At 69.2% G+C, this 26,722-nt stretch carries 28 protein-coding genes; 15 read left to right on the forward strand and 13 right to left on the reverse strand.

Annotated elements, in window-relative coordinates:
* Positions 1 to 187: 187 nt before the first annotated feature.
* Genes ADE01S_RS08765 through ADE01S_RS08780 form a run of 4 tightly spaced genes read right to left on the reverse strand, consistent with a single transcriptional unit; the run spans position 188 to position 5,199 of the window.
* Entirely contained in the window at positions 188 to 1,309 is a 1,122-nt protein-coding gene (locus tag ADE01S_RS08765; RefSeq protein WP_062681458.1) for a DUF1513 domain-containing protein, read from the reverse strand.
* Positions 1,299 to 2,387 (reverse strand): imelysin family protein, encoded by a 1,089-nt coding sequence (locus ADE01S_RS08770; protein ID WP_062681301.1) that lies wholly within the window; start codon positions 2,385 to 2,387, stop codon positions 1,299 to 1,301. The genes ADE01S_RS08765 and ADE01S_RS08770 overlap by 11 nt, the downstream gene beginning before the upstream one ends.
* Positions 2,387 to 3,904 (reverse strand): di-heme oxidoreductase family protein, encoded by a 1,518-nt coding sequence (locus ADE01S_RS08775; RefSeq protein ID WP_062681302.1) that lies wholly within the window; start codon positions 3,902 to 3,904, stop codon positions 2,387 to 2,389. Before ADE01S_RS08775 ends, ADE01S_RS08770 begins: the two co-directional genes overlap by 1 nt.
* Entirely contained in the window at positions 3,901 to 5,199 is a 1,299-nt protein-coding gene (locus tag ADE01S_RS08780) for an imelysin family protein (RefSeq protein ID WP_062681303.1), read from the reverse strand. Before ADE01S_RS08780 ends, ADE01S_RS08775 begins: the two co-directional genes overlap by 4 nt.
* A gap of 220 nt (positions 5,200 to 5,419) precedes the next feature.
* On the opposite strand from ADE01S_RS08780, the gene ADE01S_RS08785 reads away from it, so the two are divergent.
* From ADE01S_RS08785 to ADE01S_RS08800, 4 genes are all read left to right on the forward strand, one after another.
* A complete protein-coding gene (locus ADE01S_RS08785) occupies positions 5,420 to 6,346 on the forward strand; it encodes a LysR family transcriptional regulator (RefSeq protein WP_062681304.1) in 927 nt (308 codons plus the stop codon).
* Between the two features lie 152 nt (positions 6,347 to 6,498).
* Positions 6,499 to 7,254, forward strand: coding sequence for a class II aldolase/adducin family protein (locus tag ADE01S_RS08790; RefSeq protein ID WP_232481961.1), 756 nt, complete (start codon positions 6,499 to 6,501; stop codon positions 7,252 to 7,254).
* An 83-nt stretch (positions 7,255 to 7,337) separates the two neighbouring features.
* On the forward strand, positions 7,338 to 8,297 hold the full coding sequence (locus ADE01S_RS08795) for a Bug family tripartite tricarboxylate transporter substrate binding protein (RefSeq protein ID WP_062681306.1): 960 nt from the start codon (positions 7,338 to 7,340) through the stop codon (positions 8,295 to 8,297).
* Positions 8,298 to 8,309: 12 nt separating this feature from the next.
* The gene (locus ADE01S_RS08800) at positions 8,310 to 9,305 is read left to right on the forward strand and encodes a D-2-hydroxyacid dehydrogenase (RefSeq protein WP_062681307.1); all 996 of its coding nucleotides are present in this window, start codon (positions 8,310 to 8,312) and stop codon (positions 9,303 to 9,305) included.
* Between the two features lie 57 nt (positions 9,306 to 9,362).
* Here the strand turns inward: ADE01S_RS08800 and ADE01S_RS08805 are convergent, their stop codons facing one another.
* From ADE01S_RS08805 to ADE01S_RS08815, 3 genes are all read right to left on the reverse strand, one after another.
* Positions 9,363 to 10,682: an MFS transporter gene (locus tag ADE01S_RS08805; RefSeq protein WP_062681308.1), complete on the reverse strand. Its 1,320-nt coding sequence runs from the start codon at positions 10,680 to 10,682 to the stop codon at positions 9,363 to 9,365.
* A 43-nt stretch (positions 10,683 to 10,725) separates the two neighbouring features.
* Positions 10,726 to 11,397, reverse strand: coding sequence for a DUF4286 family protein (locus ADE01S_RS08810; protein WP_062681309.1), 672 nt, complete (start codon positions 11,395 to 11,397; stop codon positions 10,726 to 10,728).
* Between the two features lie 126 nt (positions 11,398 to 11,523).
* Positions 11,524 to 12,435 carry a LysR family transcriptional regulator gene (locus tag ADE01S_RS08815; RefSeq protein ID WP_062681310.1) on the reverse strand — a complete coding sequence of 304 codons (912 nt, stop codon included), beginning with the start codon at positions 12,433 to 12,435 and terminating at the stop codon, positions 11,524 to 11,526.
* A 290-nt stretch (positions 12,436 to 12,725) separates the two neighbouring features.
* On the opposite strand from ADE01S_RS08815, the gene ADE01S_RS08820 reads away from it, so the two are divergent.
* Genes ADE01S_RS08820 through ADE01S_RS08845 form a run of 6 tightly spaced genes read left to right on the forward strand, consistent with a single transcriptional unit; the run spans position 12,726 to position 17,690 of the window.
* Positions 12,726 to 13,733, forward strand: a complete 1,008-nt coding sequence (locus tag ADE01S_RS08820) for an ABC transporter substrate-binding protein (RefSeq protein WP_062681311.1) — start codon at positions 12,726 to 12,728, stop codon at positions 13,731 to 13,733.
* A gap of 18 nt (positions 13,734 to 13,751) precedes the next feature.
* Positions 13,752 to 14,546: an ABC transporter permease gene (locus ADE01S_RS08825; protein WP_062681312.1), complete on the forward strand. Its 795-nt coding sequence runs from the start codon at positions 13,752 to 13,754 to the stop codon at positions 14,544 to 14,546.
* Positions 14,547 to 15,368 (forward strand): ABC transporter ATP-binding protein, encoded by an 822-nt coding sequence (locus ADE01S_RS08830; protein ID WP_062681313.1) that lies wholly within the window; start codon positions 14,547 to 14,549, stop codon positions 15,366 to 15,368. It abuts the gene before it with no gap.
* A gap of 25 nt (positions 15,369 to 15,393) precedes the next feature.
* A complete protein-coding gene (locus ADE01S_RS08835) occupies positions 15,394 to 15,576 on the forward strand; it encodes a DUF4089 domain-containing protein (RefSeq protein ID WP_062681314.1) in 183 nt (60 codons plus the stop codon).
* Positions 15,573 to 16,961 carry an AtzE family amidohydrolase gene (locus tag ADE01S_RS08840; RefSeq protein WP_075873351.1) on the forward strand — a complete coding sequence of 463 codons (1,389 nt, stop codon included), beginning with the start codon at positions 15,573 to 15,575 and terminating at the stop codon, positions 16,959 to 16,961. Before ADE01S_RS08835 ends, ADE01S_RS08840 begins: the two co-directional genes overlap by 4 nt.
* 21 nt (positions 16,962 to 16,982) lie before the next feature.
* Positions 16,983 to 17,690, forward strand: coding sequence for a GntR family transcriptional regulator (locus ADE01S_RS08845; RefSeq protein WP_062681315.1), 708 nt, complete (start codon positions 16,983 to 16,985; stop codon positions 17,688 to 17,690).
* A 27-nt stretch (positions 17,691 to 17,717) separates the two neighbouring features.
* On the opposite strand, the gene ADE01S_RS08850 is transcribed toward ADE01S_RS08845, so the two are convergent.
* Positions 17,718 to 18,257 (reverse strand): antibiotic biosynthesis monooxygenase, encoded by a 540-nt coding sequence (locus ADE01S_RS08850; RefSeq protein WP_062681316.1) that lies wholly within the window; start codon positions 18,255 to 18,257, stop codon positions 17,718 to 17,720.
* Between the two features lie 302 nt (positions 18,258 to 18,559).
* Here ADE01S_RS08850 and ADE01S_RS08855 point away from each other — a divergent pair, with 302 nt between their 5' ends.
* A complete protein-coding gene (locus ADE01S_RS08855) occupies positions 18,560 to 19,114 on the forward strand; it encodes an NADPH-dependent FMN reductase (protein ID WP_062681317.1) in 555 nt (184 codons plus the stop codon).
* Positions 19,115 to 20,095: 981 nt separating this feature from the next.
* Here ADE01S_RS08855 and ADE01S_RS08860 read toward each other — a convergent pair.
* Entirely contained in the window at positions 20,096 to 20,311 is a 216-nt protein-coding gene (locus ADE01S_RS08860; protein WP_062681318.1) for a dodecin, read from the reverse strand.
* 188 nt (positions 20,312 to 20,499) lie between these two features.
* Here ADE01S_RS08860 and ADE01S_RS08865 point away from each other — a divergent pair, with 188 nt between their 5' ends.
* A complete protein-coding gene (locus ADE01S_RS08865; RefSeq protein ID WP_062681319.1) occupies positions 20,500 to 21,003 on the forward strand; it encodes a DUF6496 domain-containing protein in 504 nt (167 codons plus the stop codon).
* A gap of 21 nt (positions 21,004 to 21,024) precedes the next feature.
* On the opposite strand, the gene ADE01S_RS08870 is transcribed toward ADE01S_RS08865, so the two are convergent.
* A complete protein-coding gene (locus ADE01S_RS08870; protein ID WP_062681320.1) occupies positions 21,025 to 21,930 on the reverse strand; it encodes a LysR family transcriptional regulator in 906 nt (301 codons plus the stop codon).
* Positions 21,931 to 22,040: 110 nt separating this feature from the next.
* Here ADE01S_RS08870 and ADE01S_RS08875 point away from each other — a divergent pair, with 110 nt between their 5' ends.
* The 3 genes from ADE01S_RS08875 (at position 22,041) to ADE01S_RS08885 (ending at position 24,265) form a co-directional block, all read left to right on the forward strand.
* Positions 22,041 to 22,835 carry an SDR family NAD(P)-dependent oxidoreductase gene (locus ADE01S_RS08875; protein ID WP_062681321.1) on the forward strand — a complete coding sequence of 265 codons (795 nt, stop codon included), beginning with the start codon at positions 22,041 to 22,043 and terminating at the stop codon, positions 22,833 to 22,835.
* A 27-nt stretch (positions 22,836 to 22,862) separates the two neighbouring features.
* The gene (locus tag ADE01S_RS08880; RefSeq protein ID WP_062681322.1) at positions 22,863 to 23,876 is read left to right on the forward strand and encodes a zinc-binding alcohol dehydrogenase family protein; all 1,014 of its coding nucleotides are present in this window, start codon (positions 22,863 to 22,865) and stop codon (positions 23,874 to 23,876) included.
* Between the two features lie 131 nt (positions 23,877 to 24,007).
* The gene (locus ADE01S_RS08885) at positions 24,008 to 24,265 is read left to right on the forward strand and encodes a hypothetical protein (protein ID WP_228468552.1); all 258 of its coding nucleotides are present in this window, start codon (positions 24,008 to 24,010) and stop codon (positions 24,263 to 24,265) included.
* A gap of 28 nt (positions 24,266 to 24,293) precedes the next feature.
* Here the strand turns inward: ADE01S_RS08885 and ADE01S_RS08890 are convergent, their stop codons facing one another.
* From ADE01S_RS08890 to ADE01S_RS08900, 3 genes are all read right to left on the reverse strand, one after another.
* Complete coding sequence (locus ADE01S_RS08890) at positions 24,294 to 24,650, reverse strand: hypothetical protein (protein WP_062681324.1); 357 nt, start codon at positions 24,648 to 24,650, stop codon at positions 24,294 to 24,296.
* 87 nt (positions 24,651 to 24,737) lie between these two features.
* On the reverse strand, positions 24,738 to 25,646 hold the full coding sequence (locus ADE01S_RS08895; protein ID WP_062681325.1) for an aldose epimerase family protein: 909 nt from the start codon (positions 25,644 to 25,646) through the stop codon (positions 24,738 to 24,740).
* Positions 25,647 to 25,742: 96 nt separating this feature from the next.
* Entirely contained in the window at positions 25,743 to 26,633 is an 891-nt protein-coding gene (locus ADE01S_RS08900) for a LysR substrate-binding domain-containing protein (RefSeq protein WP_062681326.1), read from the reverse strand.
* Between the last annotated feature and the right edge of the window lie 89 nt (positions 26,634 to 26,722).

The following is a 26,722-nucleotide window of genomic DNA, read 5'->3' on the forward strand; positions in this document are numbered from 1 at the left end:
GGATTCTCCTGTGTTGCCCCGCGTCGCGCCCCACCGGAGGGCGCTTCCGACCTGGGACGGCCCGGCGGCCAGGGCCCCTCGCGCCGCCCCCTGATGGGGCGAAAAAAACGACCAAAACTGTATCAGATGCGCATTGCGCAAAGGGCCGCGTCGCGGCCCTGTTATGTCATGGTTTGTAAGAAGGCGGTCAGGCCCCGGCCGCGGCCCTGCGGAAATGGTTGTCCCAGGACAGCTCGCGCGACGGCGCCAGGACCGCCTGCCGTGGTTCGCCCGCGGCATCCACGCGCAGCATCGCGCCCAGGCCGCTGCTGAGCAGGAAGCCCTCGCCCGCGGCGGGCGCCACGCCGCAGCCGTCCGCCAGGGCCGTCGTGCCCAGGCAGCGGCCGCTGGCCGCGTCCCAGTAGATCACCTGCCCGCCCACCGGGCTCGACGTGGCGACCACCGCGCCGGCCGCGTCCACAGCGACCGAGCCCACGTAGTTGCGCATCTCGCGCAACGCCTGGGCCGGCCCTTCGAACAGCTCCAGCCGGCTGCCCCGCCGATGCCGTCCCACCAGCGCGGGGCGATCGGCGGCCGGCCCCATGTACTGGCAGCCGAACCAGACGGCGCCGTCGGCGGCCAGCGCGAGGTGGCGGATCGAGAGGCGATGCAGTTCGGGCGCCAGCTCTTCCTTTTCCAGGAGCGCGCCGCTGGCCGCGTCGATATAGGCCAGCGACGGCCGCATCGTGTCCAGGTTGAGTTCCAGCTTGCCGTAGTCGGGGTGCGTCAGGATGCCGCCGTTGGCCACGCACAGGGTCTTGCCGTCGGGCATCAGCACGACCTCGTGCGGGCCGATGCCGCCGGTGTCGAACTCGCCGACCCGGCGGTAGCCGCCGCCGGCCGACGCATCGTACAGCCCCAGGACGCCGCGCCCGGCCTCGAAGTCGTTTTCGGTGGCGGCCAGCAGGCGGCCGCCGTCCAGGTAGGCGCCGTGGCCGAAGAAATGCCGCGTTTCATGCAGGGGCAACGCCTGGGGCTCGCCCGCGCCGTCCAGCGAGAACGCCAGGGCGAAGAAGCCCGGCTGGCGTCCGAACACCACGGCCCGCCGGCCGGCGGGATCGATGGCGAAGCTGTGGCCGCGCGCGGGCATCGGCAGCACCAGCCGGTCGCGTCCGGCCTCGTCCAGCAACACCGCCTCGTCGCGCCCGCCGCGCTTGCGGGCGCTCAGGTACAGCGCCCCGCCGTCCTCGGGCAAGGCGGCCAGCGCGGCGCCGGGCGCCAGGCCCAGCGCGCCCGCCAGCGCGAGAAAGCGGCGCCGGTCAATCGCCATCGAGCGCATTGAATCCGATCATGACGCCCAGCGCGGGCGCCAGGTCCTGGTCGACGATGGCCTTGGCGTTCTTGAGCGTGAGCGCGGCCAGCGTCAGCAGCCGGCGCCCCTCTTCCTGCGCCAGGGCCTCTTCCAGCGGAACCGGCACCGCGCGCAAGGTCTGCGCGATGCTGCCCAACTCGCCGCGCATCGATGCATCCATCCAGGCGTCGCCCGCCGGCAAGGGATAGGCGCCGGCCAGATAAAACGCCTTCAGGCCGTCGACGTTGGCGGCCAGCAGGCGCGTGGACAGCTTGCTTCGCCAGAAGGCCGCGCGCTTGGGGCGCGCCGCCGCGGCGGAATCGCCCAGCACCGGCGCGATCTTCACGTCGCGCGCGAACTGCAGTCCGGTGGACAGGGCCTTCATGGCCTCGGCCGCCACTTCCTGCGGATCGCGATAAAGGTCGTTGCCCGCCTGCGGGCGCGCGAACTGGCGGCCGAAGTCGCCCTCGGCGCTCCAGGCCCGGGCCACGTCGCGCGAGATCGCGGCGACGTTCGCGGCGACGGCCCGGGCATAGCCGCAGGCATAGGCGAAGCCCGGCGCGCCGCTCTGCCCAAGCAGGGCCGGCTCGCCGTAAAGCACGTATTCCAGCGCGGGCAGCCCCTGCACCGCCACGCTGCGGCCCGCCAGCGCGCCCGGCGCGAGCAGCGCGTCGTCCTGCGCGGCGATCAGGGCCTGCACCTGCTTGGGCATCACCCCGCGGGTGTCGGGCCAGAAGGCCAGGCGCTCGTAGCGGTTGGCCTGCACCAGCGGTCCGAAGCGGAGGATTTCGACGCCGGACCACGCCAGCGCCAGCGTCTCAAACGCCTCGCCGACCCGGGCCGCTCCTGCCGCGGCCGGCTGGGCGCACCAACCGCGCAGCTCGCCGTCCAGCGCCGAGGCGGCCTCCGCCATCTTCGCCACGGCCGGGCGGGCGTAATCGCGCGCCAGCCGCTCGCCGAGGTCCGCCGGCAATCCGGCGGCCGCGGCCCAGGGCGCGGCCGCCGTCAAGGCCACTGCTGCGGCCAGCTTGATTACGCGCTTGGGCAATGCTGCCATCACAGCGACTCCAGGAAACGGATCAGGTCGGCGCGCTCTTCGGGCGTCATCGCCACGACGCGGTCGCGCGCCGGCTTGGCGGTGCCGCCATGCCAAAGCACGGCCTCCAGCAAACTGCGGGCGCGCCCGTCGTGCAGCCAGGTGGCGTTGGGGTTCACGGTCTTGGTCAGGCCGATGCCCCACAGCGGCGGCGTGCGCCATTCGCGGCCATTGGCCTCGCCGTCGGACACGCCGTCCGCGAGGTCGTCGCCCATGTCGTGCACCAGCATGTCGGTGTAGGGCCAGATCAGCTGGAACCGGTGCTCGGGCTGCTTGGCGTTGCGGCTCGTCACGTACTTGGGCACGTGGCAGGCGACGCAATTGGCTTCGTAGAACAGCTTCTTGCCTGCCAGCACGCGGGCGTCGTCGGCGTCGCGGCGCTGGGGCACGGCAAGATTGGTGGAATAGATGGTGACGAAGTCCATCAGCTTGCCCGGCACTTCCTCGGGGCCGAAACGCGGCTGCGCGCCGTGCGGCATGTCCAGGCACGGCTGCTGCGCGGCCGTGCAATCGCCGGAGTGCTTGGGGAACAGCGGCGTCGACAGGCCCATATCGTTCGAGAACGCGGCGGCGCTCTGCTGCTCCACCGTGGGTTGCCCCGCCTTCAGGTTGAAGCGGCCCAGCACGCGGGCGCCGGTGCGGACGTCGGTGACCCAGTTGGCCTTGCCGACGATGCCGTCGCGCTTGTCCGCGCCCACGTTGGCCAGAATGTCGGCCTCATGGATGGATTCGAGCAGGCCCAGCCCGATCATCGGCGGCGCCAGCCGCGGCGAGATCTGTGTGTCGGCGCGCATGGGGCCGTAGCCCAGGTTCTCGATGCGGTACGTCGGCTTCATCAGGGTCGCGGTCTCTCCCCCGTTCAGCGCCACCGAGACCGGCTCGTACTCGATCTCCATGCGCCCTTCGGCGGGCAGCCCGGCCACCGCGAAGTTCTGCAGCTGCACGCCGTAGACCGGCTCGGGCAGGGAGGCGATTTCGCCGGCGGCAAGCTTGGGATGGCCGCGGTCCGGCCCTTGCGGCACGGCCAGGCGCAGCAGCAGCGCCACGGCGTCGGTGCGTTCCAGCGGATCGAACCCGGGCACGGTGCCGCGTCCGTCCTTGGTATGACAGGCCTGGCAGGAGCGCGCGTTGAACAGCGGCCCGAGCCCGTCGGAGGCCTGCGTGGACGCGGGCGCCGAGACCCAGTCCTTGCGGAACAGGCCGTTGCCGACCTGGAACTCCTGGCGCCCCTCGAAGCTCATGTTGGCCGACGGCTGCGAAAAGATGTCGGCGTTGATGAGCTTGTTGGTGGTGGCCGCCCCGGCCTGCATGGTCTCGAAGGTTTCGGCCTTCGAGAAATCGCGCGCGGGCGCGGTGATGGCGGTTACGCGCTTCTGGTCTTCGGGCGTCAGGTCGTCGCGCCCGGCGGGCGCGGCGGGTGCTGCGGCGGCGACGGCGTGGGCCGACGCCGCCAGTACGGCGGCTAATGCGAATTTCACTTGAATACGGCGTCGGGTTTGTCCAGGCTGTCGGAACCTTCGATGGCGACCTTGCCCAGTTCCAGCAGCGCGATCACGCGCTCCAGGCTGCGCGTCTGGTCGACCAGGCGATCGATGGCGGCCTGCACCACGGCGTTGCCTTCCTTGTTGCCGTCCGCGATCATCTGGTCATAGGTTTCCACCGTTTCGGCGCGCGTCTTCATGGCCTGCATGGCGGCGACGGTGGCGTCCAGCTTGGCGCGCACTTCGGCGTCGAGCTTGGCGTCCTTGGCCTTCACCAGTTCGGAGAGGCTGGCGCCCGAGACCGTCTTGCCGTCGATGCGGGTATACGAACCCAGGTACACGTTGCGGATGCCGATCTGGTCGTAGTAGTGCGAATTGTGCGTGTTGTCCGAGAAGCAGTCGTGCTCTTCCTCGGGATCGTGCAGCATCAGGCCCAGCTTCATGCGTTCGCCGGCCAGCTCGCCGTAGGACAGGCTGCCCAGGCCCGTCAGCATGGCGATCAGGCCCGCCTTGGGATCTTCCTCGACGGCCTTGCGCGCGGCGCCGTCCTTCTTCCAGTTGCCGACCATCTCTTCCAGGTCGTTCACCAGCAGGTCGGTCACGGCCTTCAGGAATTCGACGCGGCGCTCGCAATGGCCGCCGGTGCATTGCTTGGGATCGAAATCGGTGTGCGGACGGTTGCCCGAGTGACGCTCCTGCGGCGTGCCCTTGCGGTCGGCCGGCGCGGCGCCGGTGCCGTTCAGGTCCTGGCCCCACAGCAGGAATTCGATGGCGTGGTAGCCGGTAGCCACGTTGGCTTCGTTGCCGTCGGCCTCATGCAGCACCTCGGACAGCAGCTGCGGCGTAATCTTGCTGACGTCGACCGTCTTGCCGCCCACCGAAATCTTGGAATTTGCGATGACGTTGACCGCGTAGTAGGCGTTCTCGTCGTTCTCGGTGCCGTAGGAGGCATCCACGTAGTCGATCAGGCCTTCGTCCAGCGGCCAGGCGTTCACGCGGCCTTCCCAGTCGTCGACGATGGGGTTGCCGAAGCGATAGGCCTCGGTCTGCTGGTAGGGCACGCGCGCGGCCAGCCAGGCCTCGCGCGCGGCCTTCAGCGTGTCGGCGCCAGGCTTGGCGATCAGCGCGTCGATGGCAGCGCGCAGCGTCTTGGCGGAAGCCAGCGAATCTTCGTAACCGGCGAGCGCCAGGTCCGAATACGTGGCGACCACGGCCTTGGGCTCGACGGCGGCGTGGGCCGTCCCTCCGAACACCGCGGCGGCCAGGACCGCTCCCAACAGCAATTTGCGCATCGACTTTCTCCCGTAACTGGAACGACACCCGCCCCCGCGGCGGTCCGCTCATCCTCGAATTTTGAGGATGAGAGTGTAAACAATTTTCGTTTGATGTTCAGAATTAAGTCAGATACCTGACATTTTTTTGAATGTTCAGACGGGCTTACCCCGAGGCGGCCGGGCGGCCCGAGCGCTACGCCAGCGACTACTATTCCCCTCTCCGATCCCGCCTCCCGCCATGGAACTCCGCCAACTCCGCTACTTCGTCCGCGTCGCAGAACTGGGCAGCATCGGCCGGGCCGCGCGCGAACTGGGCGTGGTCGCCTCGGCGCTGAGCCAGCAGATCAGCCGCCTCGAAAGCGAGCTGGCCACGCGGCTGCTGGTGCGCACGCATACCGGCGTCGTGCCCACGCCGGCGGGCACGGCCTTCCTGCGGCAGGCGCAACTCACGCTGCGGCACGCGGAACACGCGGTGGCCGCGGCGCGCGAGGCGCGCCTGTCCGGCATGGTGAGCGTGGGATTCGCGCCCACCACCGCCTCCGTGCTGGCGCGGCCGTTCTACACGGCCATGTCCGAACGCTATCCCAACGTGCGCCTGCACCTGGTCGAAGGCCTGTCCGGCAACCTGGGCGAACTGCTCAACGGGCGCCGGCTCGATCTGGCCGTGCTGTTCCAGAACGACAGCAACCAGGGCCGCAGCGCCATCCCGGTGCTGGACGAGCGGCTGTTCCTGCTGGCGCGCCGCGGCATGGTGCCGCTGGCCGACGGCGAGCCCATCTCCATGGCGCAACTGGGCGCGCTGCCGCAGGCGGTGACAAGCAAGGCCCACGGCCTGCGGGCCTGGGTCGAGGCCGCGTTCGAGCGCGCCGGCGTGGAACCCTGGATCGGCGTCGAGGTCGACGGGCTGACCACGCTGATGGACCTGGTGCAGGCCAATGCGCTGGCCACCATCCAGCCCGGCGCGGCCGTGGCCCGGGTGGAGTCGGGCCTGCTCAGCATGCACCCCATCGACGATCCCTTCCTGTTCCGCCGCAACCTGGTCTATTGCATCAACGACGAAGAACTGTCGCCGGCGGCGCTGGCCGCCCGGGTGGTGCTGCTGGACGTGATGCGCGCGCTGGTCCGGCATGGCGGCTGGCCCGGCGCAACCCTTCTCGATTCGTGATGCCCCCATGCGGGAGGCATGGCTAGGCCCTGCCACTTCCCGCAGATAAATTGCCAGCCATGGATGCCGTGGCATGGTGCGGCGGCAATGGATCTTCACGAATTCCGATGACGACTGACACCCAAGCCCGGGGACGCCTCCGCATATCCTCCATGCGCCCGCAATGCTCCGACGCGGAATGGCAAGCCCGCGTCGACCTGGCGGCCTGTTACCGCCTGGTCGAGCTCTACGGCATGGCCGACATGATGGCCAACCACATCTCGGCGCGCGTCCCCGGCGAGAACGACGCCTTCCTGATCAACCCCTACGGCATGATGTACGAGGAGATCACCGCGTCCAGCCTCATCAAGGTCGACGTGGACGGCACGATCCTCGCCCGGCCCGATTACGGCGACCTGGACTACGGGATCAACAAGGCCGGCTACGTGATCCACAGCGCGGTGCACGCCCACCGGCACGACGTGGACTGCGTGATCCACACCCACAGCTGGGCGTCGATGGCCGTCTCGTCGCTGGAGTGCGGGCTGCTGCCCCTGACCCAGACCGCCATGCGCTTCCTGAAGATCGGCTACCACGACTACCAGGGCGTGGTCCTGGGCACCGACGAGCAGGCCTCGCTGCTGCGCGACCTGGGCCAGGGCGAGGCGCTCATCCTGCGCAACCACGGAGCGCTGACCGTGGGCCGCACGGTCGGCGAGGCCTTCAACTGGATGCACCGGCTTGAACTGGCCTGCCGTTCCCAGCTGGCGGCCATGGCCACGGGCGCGCCGCTGCAGGCCGTGGCCGCGCCCGTGCTGCACGACACCTGGAACAACTACCAGCCCGGCACGCGGCGCCCCTACGGCGTGATGGAGTGGCCCGCCCTGCTGCGCAAGCTCGACCGGCTGGACCCGGGCTATCGCGACTGACCCCGACGTTTCCCCCAAGGCGACGGCCGGCGTGGCGGCACGGCGCCATCGACACAGCGACGATATCCACGCGAGGAGACATCATGAACACTGCCCGAGCCCTGCTCGCTTCCGCGGCGCTGGCCGGCGCCTGTGCGGCGCCGCCGGCCACGGCCGCGGACTATCCCGACCGGCCGGTGAAGGTCATCGTGGCGTTCTCGCCCGGCGGCACCACCGACACCCTCACCCGCAGCGTGACCAACACCCTGACCCAGAAGCTGGGCCAGCCTTTCGTCGTCGAGAACAAACCCGGCGCGGGCGGCAACATCGGCACCGAATACGTGGTGCGGGCGGCGGCCGACGGCCATACGCTGATCGTCAACTCCGTGGGCCCCATCGCCGTCAATCCGTCGCTGAACAAGCTGCCCTACAGCCCCCTGACCGACCTGGTCCCCATGGTGCAGATCGCCACGGTGCCCAACGTGCTGGTGGTGCCGCCCGCCTCGCCGGCCAAGGACATCCAGGGCTTCCTGAAATACGTCAAGACGGCCCGCCACCTCAACTACAGCTCCACCGGCGTCGGCACGTCCTCGCACCTGTCGAGCTACATGCTGATGGACGAACTGGGCGTCAATGCCACGCACGTGCCCTACAAGGGCGCGGACGCCGTCAACGACCTGCTGGCCGGCCGCATCGACTTCATGTTCGCCACGATACCGTCGGTGATCGGGCACATCCGTTCCGGCAAGCTGCGCGCGCTGGCCGTCAGCACCTCGCAGCGGTCCGCGACGCTGCCCGAGCTGCCCACCATCGCCGAATCGGGCTATCCCGGCTTCGACGCCGGCTCGTGGTTCGGGTTCTTCGCGCCCAAGGGCACGCCCCAGCAGGTGGTGGACGTCGTCAACCGCGAGGTCAACGCGGCCCTGCCGGCGCTCAACGAGCAGATGCTGCGCGAAGGCGCCGAGCCGGTGGGCGGCAGCGCGGGGCAGTTCTCCGCCTTCATCAGGCAGGAACACGACAAGTGGGCCGTGCTGGTGAAGAAGTTCGCGCCGCAGGCCAATTGAACGCGCCCCGCCATGACGCCAAGCCCGCCCATCCGCATCCTCTGTTCCCCGACCGAGGCGCCGTCCCTGCGGCGGGCCCTGGACGGCACGCCCGCAGCGGGGCGCTACGCGCTGGTCCACCCCGTCGCGGGCGAGGCCACGCCCGCCGAAACGGCCTTCGTCTCGCGCGACATCACCGGCCGCTCGACCAAGTTCGACATCCACGCCGCGACGGCGCTGTACTACGAGGCCATGCGGCATGCGCCCGCGCTGCGCTGGGTGCACGTGCACTCCGCCGGCGCCGACCGCGAGATCTACCAGAGCCTGCATGCGCGCGGCGTGGCGGTCATGACTTCGCAGGGCGCCAGCGATCCCGTGGTGGCCCAGACCGCCATTGCAGGCGTGCTGGCCCTGGCGCGCCGCCTGCCGACGCTGGCCGCGGACCAGCGCGCCCGCGCCTGGCGGCCGCTGCTGGACGAGCGCATGCCGCGGGACCTGGCGGGCCAGCATGCGGTGGTGGTGGGCTGGGGCGGCATCGGCCAGCGCATCGGCGCGCTGCTGGACGCGCTGGGCCTGGCGGTGTCGGTCGCGCGCCATAGCGGCGCGCCGGTGCCGCTGGCGCGCCGCAGCGTGGACTACGACGGCCTGGCCGGCCTGCTGCCCCAGGCCGATTGGCTGGTGCTGGCCTGCCCGCTCACGTCCGCCACCCGCAACCTGGTCGACCGCGACGCGCTCGCCGCGCTGCCCGCGCATGCGATGGTGGTCAACGTGGCCCGCGGCCACGTGATCGACGAGGCCGCGCTGATCGAGTCGCTGCGCGCCGGGCGTCTCGCCGGCGCCTTCCTGGACGTGTTCCAGGAAGAGCCGCTGCCGCCCAGCTCCGCGCTGTGGGACCTGCCCAACGTGATCGTCACTCCGCACAGCGCGGGCTTCTCCGACGGCAACGCCGCGCGCGTGCGCGGCCTGTTCGTCGCCAACTTCAACCGCTGGCTGGCCGGCGAGCCGCTGGGCAACCGCAATATCGCCTGAAACGGCACGCCGCCGCCGGGGCGCGGGCCCGGGCGGCGGCGGATCCGGCTGGCGCCGTCAGCGTTGCAGCGGCGACTTGGCCGTTTCCTTCGCGGCCAGCACGGCCACGGCGGTCAGCACCAGCGCGGCGGCCACGTACAGGGAAATCGCGAAGGTCGAATTCCAGGACTTGAACAGGCTGGCGATGATCAGCGGCGCGAAGCCGCCGCCCACGATGCCGGCCAGCGTGTAGGCCAGCGACGAGCCGGCATAGCGCACGCGGCCGGGAAACTGCTCGGTGATGAAGGCGGCCTGCGGGCCGTACATCAGCGCGTGGATCAGCAAACCCACCACCACTGCCGCGCAGATGGCCACGGGATGGGCGGTATCCATGAGCACGAAGAACACGAAGGCCCAGATCATGCCCAGCACCGCGCCGGCCAGGTACACCGGGCGCCGGCCGATCCGGTCGGACAGGTAGCCGCAGATCGGCACGGCGATCGCATTCAGGGCCGCGCCCAGCATGGTGGCGGTCAAGGCCATGGGACGCGACAGGTGCAGCACCGTCGTCACGTAGGTCAGCGTGAACACGACGACCAGCGCGTAGAGCACATCGGAGCCGATGCGCGAGCCGCCCGCGACCAGCAGCTGGCGCCAGTGCTGGCCCAGCACTTCCTTGATCGGCGTGCTGGCGGTTTCGCGCTTCTCTTCCATTTCCCGGAACACCGGCGTTTCCTCGACGCCGCGGCGCAGCCACAGGCCGAACATCACCAGCGCCACGCTGGACACGAAGGGAATGCGCCAGCCCCAGGCCTGGAAATCCTCGGGGCTGAGGAAGGCGGTCACGGCCGCGATGAAGCCGGTGCCTATCAGCGTGCCGCAGGACGGGCCGACCTGCGTGAACGAGGCATTGCGGCCGCGCTGGTCGGGACGCCCGTGCTCCATCGACAGCAGCACCGCACCCGCCCACTCGCCGCCCAGCGCCACGCCCTGGATGAAGCGCAGCGCCACCAGCGCCACGGGCGCCCAAACGCCCCACGAGGCGTAGGTGGGCAGCAGGCCCATCAGCCCGGTGGATATGCCCATGATGACCAGGGTCGCGACCAGCACGAACTTGCGCCCCAGGCGGTCGCCCAGGTGGCCGAAGACGAAGCCGCCCAGCGGACGCGAAACGTATCCCACCGCATAGGTGGAAAACGCCAGGATGGTGCCCGTCAGCGGATCGAAGGACGGGAAGAAGATGGCATTGAAGACCAATGCCGCCATCAGGTTGTAGATCGTGAAGTCGTACCACTCCAGCGTGGTGCCGACCGAGCTGGCCAAGGCCAGACGCCGCATCTTGTCGGGCGCGGCCGCGGTCTTGACGGCCGCGGCGTCGTACAAGGTTTCTTCAGCCATGGATTTCCCCTTCTTGGATGAATGTGATGCCGGGACGACGCGCTCAGCGCAGGTCCGCCGCGGTCAGTTTCCAGCCCAGGTCGAGCAGCCAGGCGCCGGACGGGTCGGCCTCGAACGCGGAGGCGGCCCGGGCGCGCAGCGCCTGCGCGGCCGGCGCGGTGCTGGCCTCGACCACGAACATAGGCACCAGTTGCCGGTTCTCGGTGGATTCGCGGGGCAGCGGCGTGCTGAGCGCGGTATCGGGCACGAGCAAATAGGACTGAACGAAGCCGTCCGATTCCGCGAGCCCCGCGCCCACCCGGCTCGCCCGGGCGATCGCGGCCTCGCCCGCTTCGACGTTCGGCAGCGCAAGCACGACCAGGTGGCTGCCGGTGCCGAAGCCGGTCACGGCCTGCACCGCGCACACCCGGCGGATCGGGTCGCGCATGCGGCCCAGGTTGGCCACGGACCACGGCGTCTGCTGCTCGAAGGCCTTGCGGTAGTCCGGCGTGGCGAAGGCCGCCAGCGATTGCGTGCGGTACAGGCCCAGGTACTTGCGGCCGCCTTCGCGGGACAGGTAACGGGCGCCCGACAGGAAACCCGGGATGCGCACGCGCTCTTCCACGTGCTCGCGGTCGTACCAGCGGTTGAAGTCGGCCTCGTCGGCGGCGTCGACGTCAGAAGCGACGAACAGCAGGCCGTTGGGCGGGAGGGAGGAGTCGGTATACGTGCTCATGGGCGGAAAACGGGTGGTTCCTTCGGTTTCGGAAGGCCCCATCTTCAGCCGGCGCGCGGCTCGCGGACAAACGAGTAATTTTTCTACGCGGCAACAGAATTACTGAAAGCCGCCCTAGGGATAACACTATTGCGCCGAACCCATCCGTGGGGCAGACACGGACGACGTGAACTGATCCGAGGCCCGGCAGGCCAGCTCGGCCACCAGGCGGATGGCCTCGGATCCCGCGCCTTCCAGGTAGCTCACCACCAGCAGCTGGGGCGGGACGGGCAGGTCGCTGCGGATGATCTGCACCTCGCCGCGGGCGACGTATTCGTAGATGGGCGGCAGGGGCACCAGCGCCCGCCCGAAGCCGCTGCGCACCAGCCTCGCCAGCGCGGAGATCGAGCTGACGCAGTGCACCTTGCCCTGCGGCAGGCCGGCCTCGCGATACAGCGCCTTGAGCGCCTCATGGGGTTGCGAGCCGGGGCTCATGGTCAATACCGGCTCGGCCAGCAGCTGCTGCACGGTCAGGGCGTCCTCGTCGCCCGCCGGCCCCACCCAGCCCATCTCCATCGGCAGGCAGGCGGTGCTGATGATGCCCGAATCGTTCAGCAGGTCGGTCTGCAGCGCGATGTCCAGCGTGCCCTCGCGCAGCCCCCGGTGCAGGGCGCGCGTGGTCTCGGAAGTGAGCTGCACCTCGATGCCCGGATAGGTGGACCGCAGGTTGGTCAGGAAGCCGATCAGCCAGGTATGCACCACGGTCTCGATCGCGCCGATGCGGACCAGGCCGAACACTTCGTCGCCCCGCTTGCCCAGCGAGAGGATCTGCTGGCGGATCTCCAGCAGGCGCTCGCCGTAGTCGAGCAGCCGGGTGCCGATCGCGGTCAGCCGGAGCTCCTTGGCGTCGCGCTCGAACAGGCGGGCGCCGATGTCCTCTTCCAGCGAGGCGACGCGGTTGGCCACGGCGGCCTGGGTGATGTGCAGGCGGTCGCTGGCCGCCCGGAAACTGCCCAGGCGCGCCGACCACAGAAAAGCTTCTACAAAGCGCGTGTTCATCTCGGTACGACGCCGCAAGGCGTCGCGCAATAACGGGAACCTCGGAGCGACAGGCTCCGATCCCGCCCACATGCTACCGCCATCGGGCCTGCCACGGGATCCGGCGGGTTACGTCCCCTTCAGTGGTGCACCATGCACCAAAGTGGTTCACGCGCGGCACCGGACCGAGGCCGTCATCGGCCCGCCCCGGGCGCCGGGCCGATGGCGGCGAGTTGGCACGACTATTGCTTGATCCCTGGTATGCAAGCTTGTCCACAAGCGCCATTTCCCTCGCAGACCAGGAGCCCCACATGATCCACCGCAACGCGCCCTACGCCTTCAATGCCACCCGCCGCCGGCTGATCCAGGGCGCCGCGCTGGGCGCGGCAACCCTGGCGGCGCCCGCGATCGCGAGGGCGCAGACGGGCCCGGCCATCCGCATCGGCTTCTGGCCGGTGGCGGCCGGCCTGCCCTTCTACGCGGCGCTGGAAAAAGGCTATTTCAAGGAGGCCGGTCTCAACGTCGAGCCGCTCAAGTTCGCGGGCGCGCAGCAGGTCATGGAAGCCATGCTCGCCGGCCGCGCGGACGGCAGCGCCAACGGCACCGGCTCCGCCAACCTGGCCATCGGCGAAATCGCCTCGCCCGGCCTGTTCAAGATTTTCGCGTCCAACCCCAGCAACGCCAGGAACGTGCTGGACGAGTTCATCGTCGCGAAAGACAGTCCCATCCAATCCATCGCAGACCTCAAGGGGAAAAAGGTCGGATCTGGACCCGGCATCCAGAACGCCACGCTGGCCAAAGCAGTGCTGGAGCGCGCCGGCGCAACCGGGGCAACCGTGGTCGAGCTGGCGATCAGCCAGCACGTCGCCGCGGTTGCCGCCGGCCAGTTGGACGCTTGCTACACGCTGGAGCCCACGGGCACGGTCGGCCGCCTGAACGGCACGACCCGCGTGCTGGAAGCGGGCGTCATCGCCAAGTACGTGCTGGGCGATCCGATGGCGCCGTGGTTCGGCGGATCGGCGTCGCTGACCACCGCCTTCCTCAAGAAGCATCCCGAGGAAAGCAAGAAATTCATCGCCGCGTACGCGCGCGGCATCGAACTGATCCGCACCAGGCCCGACGAGGCGCGCCCGTACATGAAGGGCTACACCGCGATCGAGGGCCCCATGACCGAAGCCGTGCCGCTCGCGGCCTACACGCTCTACAACGAGTTCACGCCCGACGACATCCAGTACTTCCAGAAATTCTTCGACCTCTTCGCCGAGAAAGGCGTGTTCGCGCAGAAGGTCGACGTCTCCACCATGCTTTACAAGGGCTGAGCCATGGGAGCCACCGCAATGACCGCCGCCGCTCCCGAGGCCAAACGGCCCGCCCGCCGCTTCGACGCCACGCGCCTGCTGCCGCTGATCGGCCCGCTCGCCCTGTTCGTCGTCTGGGACCTGGTGGTGCGCCTGCAACTGGTCAGCCCCGTCCTGCTGCCCACGCCCGCCGCCGCCATCGCGGCCCTGGCCAAGGGCATGGCGGGCGGTCCGCTGCTGGGCGACTTCCTGTCTTCCCTGAACCGCACGCTGCAGGCCTTCCTGATCGCCGGCGTGATCGGCGTGCCGCTGGGCGTGCTGCTGGGCAGCAGCGAGAAGGCCTACCGCAGCGTGGAATTCCTGGTGGACTTCTTCCGTTCCACGCCCTCGTCCGCGCTGATCCCGCTGTTCCTGATGATCTTCGGGGTGACCGACATGAACAAGATCGCCATTGCCGCCTTCGCGGCGGTGCTGGTGATCCTGTTCAACAGCGCCTACGGCGTGATCAATGCCCGCAAACAGCGCGTCATGGCGGCGCGCGTGATGGGCGCGTCGCGCTGGCGGATCTTCAAGGACGTCCTGATCTGGGAAAGCCTGCAACCCACCTTCGTGGGCCTGCGCAGCGGCGTCTCGATGGCGCTGGTCATCGTGATCGTGGCGGAGATGTTCATCGGCGCCGACAGCGGCCTGGGCAATCGCATCATCAACGCGCAGCAGGTGCTGAACGTGCGCGAGATGTACGCCTCGATCCTGGCGGCCGGCGCGCTCGGCTATGTGCTGAACATCCTCTTTCTCGTGCTGGAAAAGCGCGTCGTCCACTGGAGCGGCCGATAAATGTCCACCGTCATCAATCCCGTCATCGCCCCCGGCCCCGCCGGCGCCCCGTTCACGCCCGGCCCGCTGGGCACCCACATCACGATCCGCGGGCTGACCAAGTACTTCGCCGGCTGGCCGCTCTACGAGAACTTCAACCTGGACATCCCGAAGGGCAAGATCGTGTCCGTCTTCGGCCCCAACGGCTGCGGCAAGTCCACGCTGATCAACATGATCGCCGGCCTGATCCCGGTGGATGCGGGCGAAATCCTGTTCGACGGGAAGTCGCTCGCGCAGACCAAGATCGGCTACGTCTTCCAGAACTACCGCGAAGCCATGTTCCCGTGGCTGCGCACCATCGACAACATCGCCTATCCGCTGCGCCTGGAAGGCCGCGGCAAGGCCGACGTGGATGCCCGCGTGGAAGAACTGGTGACGTCGTTCGACGTGAAGTTCGACCTGAAGCGCTATCCCTACGAGCTGTCCGGCGGGCAGCAGCAGACCGCCTCCATCATGCGCGCCCTCGCGCCGGGGCCGGAGGTGCTGTTCCTGGACGAGCCGTTTTCCGCGCTGGACTTCGAGATGACGCTCTTCATCCGCGAGAAGCTGCAGGAAGTCTTCATGCAGACCGGCACCACCATGCTGCTCGTGTCCCACGACCTGGAGGAAGCCGTCTATCTCGCCGACCAGGTCCTGCTGCTGACCAAGCGCCCCACCCGGGTCGCGGAGATCCTGGACTATCGCGACGCCCGCCCCCGCACCGTGGAAACGCTGTCCGAGCCCAGCTTCGTGCAGATGAAAAAGCTGAGCCTGGAGATTTTCCAGCGCGAAGTGCGCAAGTAACCCATCCCGCCGCCGGAGAGCCGCCATGACCCAGGAGACCATCGACCAATACGTGCGCAGCGCGCTGGCGCTCGCGGGCTATGCCTTGCGCGAACCCGCCACGGCCGAGATCGTGCAGCAGTTCTCGCGCATCCACGACATCGCCGCAAGCTTCGTGGACGAGCCCCTGTCCACGGAGCTGGAGTCCGCCTCGGTGTTCCGCCCGTGAGCGGCCCCGCGCAGGACATCGCGCACCAGGTCCGCAGCGGGCAGCGCAGCGCCATGGCGGTGCTGGACGCCACCCTGGCCCGCGTGCGCGAGCGCGATCCCCGCTACAACTGCTTCACCGCGCTCACCGAAGGCCGGGCGCGGCAGGAAGCGGCGGCCATCGACGCGCGCCGCGCGCGCGGCGAAGCGCTGCCCCCGCTCGCGGGCGTCCCGTATGCCGTGAAGAACCTGTTCGACATCGCCGACGAAGTGACGCTGGCCGGCGGCCGGGTCAACGCCTCCAATCCGCCGGCGCGGCGCGACGCCAGCCTGGTCGAGCGCATGCGCGCGGCCGGCGCGGTGCTCGTCGGCGCCTTGAACATGGACGAGCACGCCTACGGCTTCACCACCGAGAATACCCATTACGGCCCCTGCCGCAATCCCCACGATCCCTCGCGCATCGCGGGCGGCTCGTCGGGCGGCAGCGCCGCCGCCGTCGCCGGCGGAATGGTGCCGCTGGCCCTGGGATCGGACACGAACGGATCGATCCGCGTGCCGGCCTCGCTTTGCGGCGTGTTCGGCCTGAAGCCCACCTACGGGCGGCTGTCGCGGACGGGCACGTTTCCTTTCGTCGGCAGCCTAGACCACCTGGGGCCGTTCGCCGCCAGCGCCGCCGATCTCGCGGCGGCCTACGACGCGCTGCAGGGCCCCGACGCGGAGGACGTCGCCTGCGCCCAGCATCCCGCCGAGCCCGTCCTGCCTGCGCTGGCGAGCGATGCGCCCCGCCTGCGCGTCGCCGTGCTGGACGGCTATTTTTCGGAATGGGCCGGCCCCCAGGCCCGCCGCGCCGTCGAGATCGCCGCGCAAGCGCTGGGCGCGGCCGGCGTCGTCGAACTGAAAGGCGCCGAGCAGGCGCGCGCCGCCGCCTTCGTCATTACCGCGGCCGAAGGCGGCGCCCTGCACCGCCGCCGGCTGGTCACGCATTACGACTACTACGAGCCCCTGTCGCGCGACCGGCTGGTTGCCGGCAGCCTGGTGCCCGCCGCCTGGACGCAGCACGCGCAGCGCATCCGCCACCGCGTCTATCGCGAGGCGCTGGCGCTGTTCGAGGACTACGACGTGCTGATCGCGCCCGCCACGCCGGTCGCGGCCCCGCCCGTCGGCACCGACTGGCTGACGCTGGCCGGCCGGCAGTTGCCGGCGCGGGCCAGCATGGGGATCCTGACGCAACCGATTTCCTGCATCGGCCTGCCCGTATGCACGGCCCCCACCTGGCCGCGCACCGGGCTGGACGACCACCTGCCGCTGGGCGTCCAGCTGATCGGCGCGCCCTGGCGCGAAGCCGACTGCCTGCGCGCCGCCCTGGTCCTGGAACAGGCCGGCGCGGCGCGCGCCCTTCCTCTCTGAACCGCAACGCCGAGGCCCGACATGGAAAGTGCTTTCGCCGCGATCGACATCCCCCGCACACTGGCCGACACCGTGTACGGCACGCTGAAACGAGACATCCTGGAGTTCCGCCTGGCGCCGGGCGACCGCTTCACCGAAACCGAGATCGCCGACCGCCTGCAGGTCAGCCGCACGCCGGTGCGCGAAGCGCTGTTCCGGCTGGAGCGCGAGGGCTACCTGGAAGTGCGGCAGCGCAACGGCTGGCTGGTCAAGCCACTGGATTTCGACACCCTGGACCACTTCTACGAATTGCGCAGCGTGCTGGAGGCGGCCGCGGTGCAGGCGATCTGCGCGCCCGCCAAGGGCGTCGATCCGCAGCGCGCGCTGCGGCGGCTGGCCGACACCTGGCTGGTGGACCCGGGCGAGCGCTCCAACGACTGCGAATGGCTGGCCGACCTGGACGAACGCTTCCATATCGACCTGGTCGCCGCCGCGGGCAACCCCGAGATATCGCGCGTGCACCGCGCCGCGACGGAGCGCATCCGCATCGTGCGGCGGCTGGACTTCACCCAGCCCGACCGCGTGGGCAAGACCTACGAAGAACACGGCGCAATCCTGGCCGCGGCGCTGGACGGCGACGCCGCGGGCGCCGTGCGGCTGCTGCGCGCGCACATCCTGGACAGCCAGGCGGCCGTGCGCGAAATCACGCTGCACCGCCTGTATTCCAAGCGCCACGCGCGGGCCGCGTAACGCGCGGCGGCCCCCGCTCCCCGGGGGTCATCCGCCGCGCAGCCAGCGCTGCAGCACCCGCGACACCACGGGGATGCACACGAACACCATGATGGGCGTCAGGGTCACGCTGGTGACCAGCACGCGCCAGAACACGGGCAGCGCGCTCAGGTGCTCGCTCGCGAGGATCGAGAAAGCGAGCAGCACCGGGAAGTAGGCCAGCCAGATGCTCACCGCCTGCTTCCAGCGGGGCGGCGCGCTGAGCTTGGGCGCGAACCAGCCGTCGGTGCCGCTGGCGCGGCGGGCATGGCTGGCGCGCACCAGCGCCGTGCCGCGTTCCAGCCACATGCGGCGCGGCAGCGAGTTTTCCCAGCGGCTCAGGCTGGCCTCGTCCGCGAAGCGCAGCACGATCTGGTATTGGTCGCCGCCTTCCGGCGGCTGCAGCACGCCCGACCCGAGGAACCCGGGAAAGCCCGCCGCCAGGATCTCCCCCTGCCGCATCCAGGCGAGAAAATCGCTATAGCGCTCGGGCGCGATATGCCGGGTCACCAACATGGTGACCGGGGCGGGAACGGCGGAACTGGACATGGCGGAACTCCTGGGGCAGCGTGCAGCGTGTTATGCCCCATATCGCAAGCAAGCGGCGTGCCAGCCGCGCCGCGGCGCGCGCCGGAGGGGGCGGGTCCCGTCCGCGATCCGCGGCAGGGCGCCGAAAGGGTCCAGCTTGGTGAAGGCCGGCCGCGCCGCGCACCACGGCGGTGCGCGACGGCAAACGTCGCCGACATCAGCGCGTCATCTTGCTGAATAACCATATGCGCGATCCGCATTGAGCCCGCGTGCGGACAGGTCTACACTGATCGTTCCCTTACACCGCTTGGAGCATGCGCCCCATGAGCACCTACAAGATCGCTGTTTTCGTCGGAAGCCTGCGCGCCGCCTCGTTCAACCTGCGGCTGGCCCGAGCGCTGGAAAAGCTGGTGCCGGCGGACTTCAAGTTCGAATACGTCAGCCTGGGCGACGTGCCGCTCTACAACCAGGACAACGAGAACAACCTGCCCGGCCCCGCCGCCAAGCTCAAGCAGCAGATCGCCGATGCCCAAGGCATCCTGTTCGTCTCGCCCGAGCACAACCGCTCGGTCCCCGCCGCCATCAAGAACGCCATCGACTGGGGCTCGCGTCCGTGGGGCCAGAACTCCTGGACCGGCAAGGCCGTCGGCATCGTCGGCACCTCCCCCAGCGCCGCCGGCACCGCGATGATGCAGCAGCACCTGCGCAACATCCTCGCCGCGGAAGGCGCCAATGCCCTGACCACGCCGGAAGTCTTCCTCCAATTCACGGAAGGCCTCATCGACGACCAGTACAACGTCACCAACGAAGGCACGCGCAAATTCCTGCAAGGCTGGATCGACCGCTACGTAGACTGGATCAAGAAATTCAACGCCTGATCGCCGCCGCTGCCGGCCAGGAGCCCCGCTCCAGCCGGCAGAGATCGCCTGCCCTACCTCCAGGCGATCACGCCCCCCGATACGTCGGGGGGCTTTTTTTTGCGCGAGGCATGCAGCGTGGGGGCCCAACAATATCGGCCTACCCCCCAGCCCCCTCGGAGAACAGCAAGCGCGCGAGGGAGGCGAATTGCACAGCCTCCGCAAAAATAGCCGGCCCGCCGCCGGGCCGCCCCAAGGCGGGCCAGCCCCCTAGGAGAACAGCAAGCGCGCGAGGGAGGCGGATTGCACAGCCTCCGCAAAAATAGCCGGCCCGCCGCCGGGCCGCCCCAAGGCGGGCCAGCCCCCTCGGGGGGCAGCAAGCGCGCGAAGCGCGCGCAGCGTGGGGGCCCACTTATCCCCGTCAACTGTGGAGAAGGTTGAGGACAGCCTTGGGGCAGAACCAAAATCCCCTGCCCCGCCAAGCACTTGCAAAGGCCGGTCAAAAATTGCGCAATCATGCTTTTGGATGATTTTTGACGCACTTATCCACTAAAACCCGACCTGCGGGCGATGCCGCGCGCCAGATCCGCCGGCAATGTGGATTTGTCCCCGCGTTCTGTGGAAAAGCATGAGGACAGTATGAGGGCAGGTCGGTATTTCCCTTGCAGATCAATGACCTGCAGGGGGTGATCAAGAAAGGCCCAATCGCCGGGTTGCGACGCCCCGGTTGTCCCCGGGAAATGTGGATAAGCCTGAGGACAGTATGAGGGCAGACCGCAAAAGTCCTTATGGGCCAACGACTTGGAAGGACCGGGCAAGAAACGCGCAAGCCCGCGCCTTCACGCAGGCGCGGGCGCGGTGGCGAGGCCCGCGCCACGACCGGGCCCCGCTTGTCCCCAGCGAATGTGGACAAGCCTATGAACAGTCGCCTAACAAGCCGAAAAAGCCCTTATCCGACAGTCACTTGGAAGGCATGCTCAAGAAAGAAGCAGCGGTGCCGACTCAGCTGTTCCCCTCCAGCCGCATGCCGATCTTCAAGCCGACCTGCCAGTACGCCACCTTGCCGTCCTTGATGTGGCCTCGCACCTCGGTAACCTCGAACCAATCCAGATTGCGCAGGGTTTCGGATGCGCGCTCGATGGCCTGCGAGATGGCGTCGTCGGTGGATTTGGTGGAAGAGCCCACCAGTTCGATTTGCTTGTAGATGTGATTCGACATAGCTCGTCTCCACGAAGGGGGGTGAGTCGTGAATCGTCGGCCTGGCGGCGATGTTCCGGCGCTTACGACCGGCAATCCATTCGAACACACAGCATACGCTCTCGGCGCTAGAGTGGTGTTACGAGTTCCGTCGCGCCGAACTCGGCGCGCGGAGCCGCAACCCGCAACGCAAGCAAGGAGGTATCGTCATGCCTGAACGAAAAACCCTGGAACGAGCGGCGCGCGACAAACGTCAAGGCAAGTCCGCATCCACGCAGGCCGGAGAATTCGTGCGCGAGGAAATCGAGCACGTGCGCGAAGGCAAGCACGGCGTGCGGTCCACCAAGCAGGCCATCGCGATCGGCCTGTCCAAGGCCCGCCGCGCCGGCGTCAAGCTGCCGGCTTCCAAGAAGGCCAGCGCCGCCACCAAGCGCAAGGCCGCGCAGGACAGCCATGCGGCCGGCGACGGGCACGCCAAGTCCGCCACGCGCGCCCGCGCCACCACCACCGCCTTGAAACGCGAAAGCGCCAAGCCGGCATCGCGCTCGGCGTTGTCGCGCCAGGCCAGCACCGCGGCCTCCAAGCGCACGGCGGCGTCTCGTTCGGCCGCGGCCAAGAAGGCCGCCGCCACCAAGGGCGCCGCGGGCCGGTCGGCCGCCGCGAAGAAGGCGGCCCGCACCCGCGCGGCCAATCGCGCCGCCCACGCGCACTGAGCGAATGCGGCGAGACCCGCGCTACCCCGCCTCGAACTGCCTGAAGCGTTCCTGCAGGAACTCGCGCAGGCGCCGGACCGCCGGCGACAGCAACATCCGGTGCACGCACAGCAGGTACAGCGGGGACGGCTCGCTGGCGTAGTCGCCCAGGGCCTCGACGAGCCGTCCGGCGCGCAGGTCCGACAGCACGTCGTAGCGCGATTTGTAGGCCACGCCCTGGCCCGCGAGCGCCCACCGGCGCACCAGTTCGCCGTCGTCTCCGACGCGGTCGCCCTTGACCGGCACGGTCAGCGTGGAGCCGTCGGCGCGCAGGAACGTCCAGCGATCGTGCAGGGTTTCGCCCAGCACGAAGGAGAGGCAGTTGTGGCGGCGCAGGTCCGCCGGCGCCTGCGGCATGCCGTGGCGCGCGAAGTAGGCGGGCGAGGCGCAGATCACGCGGCGGTTGTGCTCGGCCAACGGCAAGGCCACCAGCCCGGAGTCCGTCGGCGTGCCGTAGCGCACGGCCAGGTCGACGGGCTGCCGGTACAGGTCGGCCAGGCGGTCGCTGATTCGCACCTGGAAGCCGACGCGGGGATGCTGTTCCTGGAACGCGTCGAGCCAGGGCAGCAATACATGCCGGCCGAGGTCCGACGGGATGGACACCGACAAGGTGCCCGAGATCTCGGTCTTGCTGCGCGCCACGGCGTTCTTGCCCGCTTCCAGCGTGGAAATGGAGGAACGGGCGTATTCGAGATAGCGCTCGCCGTCGCCCGTCAGCCTCAGGCTGCGCGTGGAGCGCACGAAGAGGCGCGCGTCCAGGGCCTGCTCCAGCCGTTTGACCGCCGCGCTGGCCGCCGCCGGCGTCAGGTCCAGCTCGCGCGCCGCGGCCGAAAAACTGCCCTGGTCCACCGCGGCCAGAAAAATCTTGAGGTCCTCGAACCGCACCATGGCGCTCTCATTTTCAACGAATGATTGAAACTGACTGCGATGCTAGCCGGTTTTTCCCCGCCGCGGACTGGGTAATCATGCAGTTGTTCCCGACACGCAAGGAGTCCCCAATGAACATCGAACTCAACGGCAAGAAGGCCCTGGTCACCGGATCGTCCGGCGGCATCGGGCTGGCGATCGCCCAGGGATTGGCCCAGGCGGGCGCCCACGTCGTCCTGCATGGCCGCAACGCCGCCAAGCTCGCCCAGGCCGCCGAAAGCCTCGCCCGGCAGTTTCCCTCCGCCCAGATCGGAACGGTCCAGTCCGACCTCGCCACCGCCGACGGCGCGGCCTCGATCTCGGCCGCGCACCCGGACGTGGACATCCTGATCAACAACGCCGGCTACTTCGCGCCCAAGTCCTTCACCGAGATCACCGACGACGACTGGCAATACATGCTGGACGTGAACCTCATGAGCGGCGTGCGCCTGTCGCGCTACTACCTGCCGCGCATGCTCGCCGCCGGCTGGGGCCGCATCGTCTTCATCTCCAGCGAATCGGCGGTGCAGATCCCCGCCGAGATGATCCACTACGGCGTCAGCAAGACGGCGATGCTGGGCGTGTCGCGCGGGCTGGCCGAACTGACCGCGGGCACCGGCGTGACCGTCAACGCCGTGCTGCCCGGCCCTACCCGCTCCGAAGGCGTGGCCGATTTCTTCGCCGAAATGGCCAGGGAACAAGGCGTGACGCAGGACGACATGGAGCGCGACTTCATCGCCCAGCACCGCCCCACTTCGCTGCTGCGCCGCCTGGCCACGGTGGAAGAAGTGGCCAACATGGTCGTCTACGCCAGCTCCATCCAGGCCTCCGCCACCAATGGCGCGGCCTTGCGCGTCGACGGCGGCGTGGTCCGCTCCATCCTCTGATTCCCCATCCCTGTCCGAGCCCTATCCATGAAAGCCATCGCCTACTTCAAGAACCTGCCCGCCGACCATCCCGAAGCCCTGCAGGACATCACCGTCGCCGATCCCGTGCCGGGCGACCGCGACCTGCTGGTGGAAGTCCGCGCCATCTCGGTCAATCCGGTGGACGTGAAGATCCGCGGCAATCGCAAGCCGAAGGACGGCCAGCCCGAGATCATCGGCTGGGACGCCGCCGGCGTGGTGCGCGCCGTGGGCGCCAAGACCAGCCTGTTCAAGCCCGGCGACCGGGTCTGGTACGCGGGCGCCCTGACCCGCCCCGGCGCCAACAGCGAACTGCACGTCGTGGACGAGCGCATCGTGGGCGCAATGCCCGCCAGCCTGGACTATGCCCAGGCCGCGGCGCTGCCCCTGACCACCATCACCGCCTGGGAACTGCTCTTCGACCGCCTGCGCGTGCTGGACAACCACGCCCCCAGCCAGCGCAGCCTGCTGGTCATCGGCGCGGCCGGCGGCGTGGGTTCCATCCTGGTTCAACTGGCCCGCCAGTTGACGGGCCTGACCGTGATCGGCACCGCGTCACGGCCGGAAACCCAGGCCTGGGTGCGCGAACTGGGCGCGCATCACGTGATCGACCACACCCGGCCGCTGACGGAAGAACTCAAGCGCATCGGCTTCGAGCACGTCAGCGACATCGCCGCGCTGACCCACACCGACACGCACTTCCCGCAGATCGCCGAGGCCATCGCGCCGCAGGGCAGGGTCGCGCTGATCGACGATCCCGCCGCGCTCGACGTGCGCCTGCTCAAGTCCAAGTCGGCCTCGCTGCATTGGGAGTTCATGTTCGCGCGGCCCCTGCACGATACGCCCGACCTGATCGCCCAGCACGAACTGCTGAACCAGGCTGCCCGGCTGATCGACAACGGCACGCTGCGCACCACGCTGGGCGAGCACTACGGCAAGATCAACGCCGAGAACCTGCGCCGCGCCCATGCCTTCATCGAAAGCGGCAAGGCCCGGGGCAAGGTGGTGCTGGAAGGCTTCTAGCCTCCGTGTGGAGGCCGCGCCCCGCCCGCCCGCGGGCGGGGCATCTCGCAATTAGGGCAAGAAAGCAGTAAAAACTCGTCTGCGCGCAACGCCATAGGGAGTTTCCTCTGCTTGATCACCTGCTCGATCAGATGCTTGAGCCCATCTTGTGGGCGATGGTGGCCTTCACCCTGATAATGCTCAGGCTCGCCCCCCTGCAAGGCTGGAAAGCGGCCGTCGTGGCGGGCATCACCGCCGGACTCGTCTTCGATACCGTCCAGTTCCGGGTCGGGCCTCCCCGCATGTGGGACGCCCTGGTGCTGGGGTCCGTGCTGGCCGCCGTGCTCGCGGCCGCCATGCTGGAATTGCTGTTCCACCTGCTGCGCCGTTCGCGCGCCGAGCGCGCCTGAGCGCGGGCCGCGCCGGCCCGCGTCGCGCCTAGCCGCGCCCTTCCCGCCTGGCGCGGGCATGGGGATCGGCGATCTCGGATTCCAGTTCGGCGATCAGCCATTCGAACCAGCCGTTCTCGCTGCGCGCATAGACCGCGGCGGCCGGCGTCTTGCCTTCGCGCCAGCCCGGCTGGTGCGCGTCCATCCAGGATGACAGGCTCTTGTGCGGCGCCAGCAGGCCGGACAGCCAGGACCAGACGTAGTCGGGCACGTTGCGGCGAAAGCCTTTCGCGCAGGCATAGATCGTGGGCTCAAGCGGCAGGTTGCCGGCGCGCGCCAGCCTTGCCTGCACCCGGCGCAGCGTCTCGGCCGCGGCCTGCAATTGTTCGGTGCTGAGCTTTTTCACGTATCGACTCCCTAGACTTGGATTGCCCGGATTATCGCCGCAGGCGAGCGCGCTTTCCAAGCGCGGCATGCGCCCTCGCGCCGCGGCTCAGGCGCGGGCCGCGCGCGGCGCGGTCAGGCCCAGCAAGGCGGTCGCGCTGAAACGCGCGCCGGGTTCGAGCACCCGCATGCCGGTGCGCGTATCGCCCGCGGCCGCCAGATTGAACGCGTCCGCCACGTTGGTCACCGGCTCGACGCAGAGAAAATCGGAGCCCGGGGCGGTGTACACCACCAGGTGCGCGAAGGCCGGATCGGCATGCAGCGCCAGTTCGTGCCCGTCGGGCCAGTGCAGGGTGGCGCGCCCTTCCCACTGCGACAGATAGGTATCGCAGCCTTCGGCCGAGCGCCGCAGTTCGCGCACGTGGCCGACCTGGCTGCCCGTGGGCAAGCCGTCCGCGTCCGCCGGCCACAGGCGCCGCGCATGCAGCGTGACCCGCTGCGCCGTGAAATAAGGATGCAGCCCCAAGCCGAATGGCATCGGCGTGTCGCCCAGGTTGACGATGGCCAGCGCCACGCTCAGGCCGCGCGCATCCAGCCGGTAGCGCTGCACGCATTCGAACGGCCAGGGCCAGCCCAGCATGCCCGCCGGCTGATCCAGCACCAGGTCGACGCAGTCCTCGGCCTGGTCGCGCACCCGCCAGGCCTGGTACAGGCTCGCGCCATGGATCGCGTGGGGACGCCCGGACAGGGACGGCAGGACATGCCTGGCGCCGTTGAAGGTGAACACGCCGTCCCGGATGCGGTTGGCATAGGGCGCCAGCGGGTAGGAACCCGCGCGCGGCCATTTCGCCGCCGGCCAGTGCGTGTCGGTCAAGGGCACGATCCAATCGTGCCCGCCCGTGGAGAGGCGCGTCAGCCGGCCCCCGCCCGCTGGCGCGAACTCGGCCTGGTGCGCCCCGCTGACAATGGTGACGCGCGCGCTGGCGTCCAGCGTCTCGGGAACGGGAATATCCTGCATGTCTGTACGGCTCCGGCGGCAAAGACTGGGCCGCGCGCTGCGATTGTGACGCCGGCGCCCCGCCGCCGCAAGCGCCGCGGCGGCGGCCGCCGCGCCCTATCTATTCGCGGAACGGACTCCGCAAAGCGCCAGCAGATGGCCCAGCGCCGGATTCTGGTTGGTGTCCAGCCACGCGATGCCGTGCTGCAGCTTGGGCGCGTCCGCGGGCAAGGGGCGAAACACCAGGCCTTCCATATTGAACGACTCGATATCGCGCGGAATGATGGCCACGCCGGTTCCGGCCGCGACCAGGCACAGCAGCGTCTGCGACGCCTCGGTCTCGCGCACCACGCGCGGCATGAACCCCGCGCCCAGGCAGATCGCGTTCATGGCGTCGCGCAGATGGAAGCCCTTGCCCGAGGGATAGGCGATGAAGGGCTCGTGCGCGAGGTCGGCGATAGCCAGATCGGCCTTGGCCGCCAGCGGATGCGTGTCGGCCAGCGCGATCGAAAACTCGCTGAGCATGAACTCGTGCGACGCGATGTTGCGGCCTTCCAGCGGCAGAAAGCACAGCGCCGCGTCCAGTGTGCCGTCCAGCAGCTTCAGCCGCAGCTCGCCGGTGGGCAGCGGCCCCTGGATATCGAGCGCGATATTGCCGTGGAGCCGGCGGCAGTCGCGCACCAGCCCCGGCAGGCGCACGTGGCTGGCGCGCCCGGTGTAGCCCAGGCGCAGGCTGCCGGTCTCGCCGCGCCCGGCCTTGCGGCAGGCCTCCACGGCGCCGTCGAGTTGCCGGAACATGGGCTGGATGCCGTCCAGGAACACGCGGCCGGCGACGGTGAGCGTGACCTTGCGCGTGCTGCGCTCGAACAGCTTTACGCCCAGTTCCTCTTCCAGTTCGCGGATGCGCTGGCTGAGCGGCGGCTGGGCGATGTGCAGCCGCAGGGCCGCGCGAGTGAAGCTCAGCTCGGTGGCGACAACCATGAAACTCTGGAGGTGGCGCAATTCCATCGGACGGATTCCCTACAGGCCGACACGCAAATTAATACTCAGTGTATATAAATAATACGTCCATAATAAATTGGACGACTCAATCCACC

Origin of the sequence: Achromobacter denitrificans NBRC 15125 (assembly GCF_001571365.1) — a bacterium.
GTDB lineage: Bacteria > Pseudomonadota > Gammaproteobacteria > Burkholderiales > Burkholderiaceae_B > Achromobacter > Achromobacter denitrificans.

Coding starts and splice junctions, on each gene's coding strand:
- ADE01S_RS08900 (WP_062681326.1), bottom strand. CDS start 26,633: ATGGAATTGCGCCACCTCCAGAGTTTCATGGTTGTCGCCACCGAGCTG.
- ADE01S_RS08880 (WP_062681322.1), top strand. CDS start 22,863: ATGAAAGCCATCGCCTACTTCAAGAACCTGCCCGCCGACCATCCCGAA.
- ADE01S_RS08865 (WP_062681319.1), top strand. CDS start 20,500: ATGCCTGAACGAAAAACCCTGGAACGAGCGGCGCGCGACAAACGTCAA.
- ADE01S_RS08850 (WP_062681316.1), bottom strand. CDS start 18,257: ATGTCCAGTTCCGCCGTTCCCGCCCCGGTCACCATGTTGGTGACCCGG.
- ADE01S_RS08790 (WP_232481961.1), top strand. CDS start 6,499: ATGCGCCCGCAATGCTCCGACGCGGAATGGCAAGCCCGCGTCGACCTG.
- ADE01S_RS08800 (WP_062681307.1), top strand. CDS start 8,310: ATGACGCCAAGCCCGCCCATCCGCATCCTCTGTTCCCCGACCGAGGCG.
- ADE01S_RS08805 (WP_062681308.1), bottom strand. CDS start 10,682: ATGGCTGAAGAAACCTTGTACGACGCCGCGGCCGTCAAGACCGCGGCC.
- ADE01S_RS08870 (WP_062681320.1), bottom strand. CDS start 21,930: ATGGTGCGGTTCGAGGACCTCAAGATTTTTCTGGCCGCGGTGGACCAG.
- ADE01S_RS08895 (WP_062681325.1), bottom strand. CDS start 25,646: ATGCAGGATATTCCCGTTCCCGAGACGCTGGACGCCAGCGCGCGCGTC.
- ADE01S_RS08810 (WP_062681309.1), bottom strand. CDS start 11,397: ATGAGCACGTATACCGACTCCTCCCTCCCGCCCAACGGCCTGCTGTTC.
- ADE01S_RS08830 (WP_062681313.1), top strand. CDS start 14,547: ATGTCCACCGTCATCAATCCCGTCATCGCCCCCGGCCCCGCCGGCGCC.
- ADE01S_RS08845 (WP_062681315.1), top strand. CDS start 16,983: ATGGAAAGTGCTTTCGCCGCGATCGACATCCCCCGCACACTGGCCGAC.
- ADE01S_RS08795 (WP_062681306.1), top strand. CDS start 7,338: ATGAACACTGCCCGAGCCCTGCTCGCTTCCGCGGCGCTGGCCGGCGCC.
- ADE01S_RS08860 (WP_062681318.1), bottom strand. CDS start 20,311: ATGTCGAATCACATCTACAAGCAAATCGAACTGGTGGGCTCTTCCACC.
- ADE01S_RS08825 (WP_062681312.1), top strand. CDS start 13,752: ATGACCGCCGCCGCTCCCGAGGCCAAACGGCCCGCCCGCCGCTTCGAC.
- ADE01S_RS08875 (WP_062681321.1), top strand. CDS start 22,041: ATGAACATCGAACTCAACGGCAAGAAGGCCCTGGTCACCGGATCGTCC.
- ADE01S_RS08835 (WP_062681314.1), top strand. CDS start 15,394: ATGACCCAGGAGACCATCGACCAATACGTGCGCAGCGCGCTGGCGCTC.
- ADE01S_RS08855 (WP_062681317.1), top strand. CDS start 18,560: ATGAGCACCTACAAGATCGCTGTTTTCGTCGGAAGCCTGCGCGCCGCC.
- ADE01S_RS08815 (WP_062681310.1), bottom strand. CDS start 12,435: ATGAACACGCGCTTTGTAGAAGCTTTTCTGTGGTCGGCGCGCCTGGGC.
- ADE01S_RS08780 (WP_062681303.1), bottom strand. CDS start 5,199: ATGCGCAAATTGCTGTTGGGAGCGGTCCTGGCCGCCGCGGTGTTCGGA.
- ADE01S_RS08770 (WP_062681301.1), bottom strand. CDS start 2,387: ATGGCAGCATTGCCCAAGCGCGTAATCAAGCTGGCCGCAGCAGTGGCC.
- ADE01S_RS08765 (WP_062681458.1), bottom strand. CDS start 1,309: ATGGCGATTGACCGGCGCCGCTTTCTCGCGCTGGCGGGCGCGCTGGGC.
- ADE01S_RS08885 (WP_228468552.1), top strand. CDS start 24,008: ATGCTTGAGCCCATCTTGTGGGCGATGGTGGCCTTCACCCTGATAATG.
- ADE01S_RS08785 (WP_062681304.1), top strand. CDS start 5,420: ATGGAACTCCGCCAACTCCGCTACTTCGTCCGCGTCGCAGAACTGGGC.
- ADE01S_RS08820 (WP_062681311.1), top strand. CDS start 12,726: ATGATCCACCGCAACGCGCCCTACGCCTTCAATGCCACCCGCCGCCGG.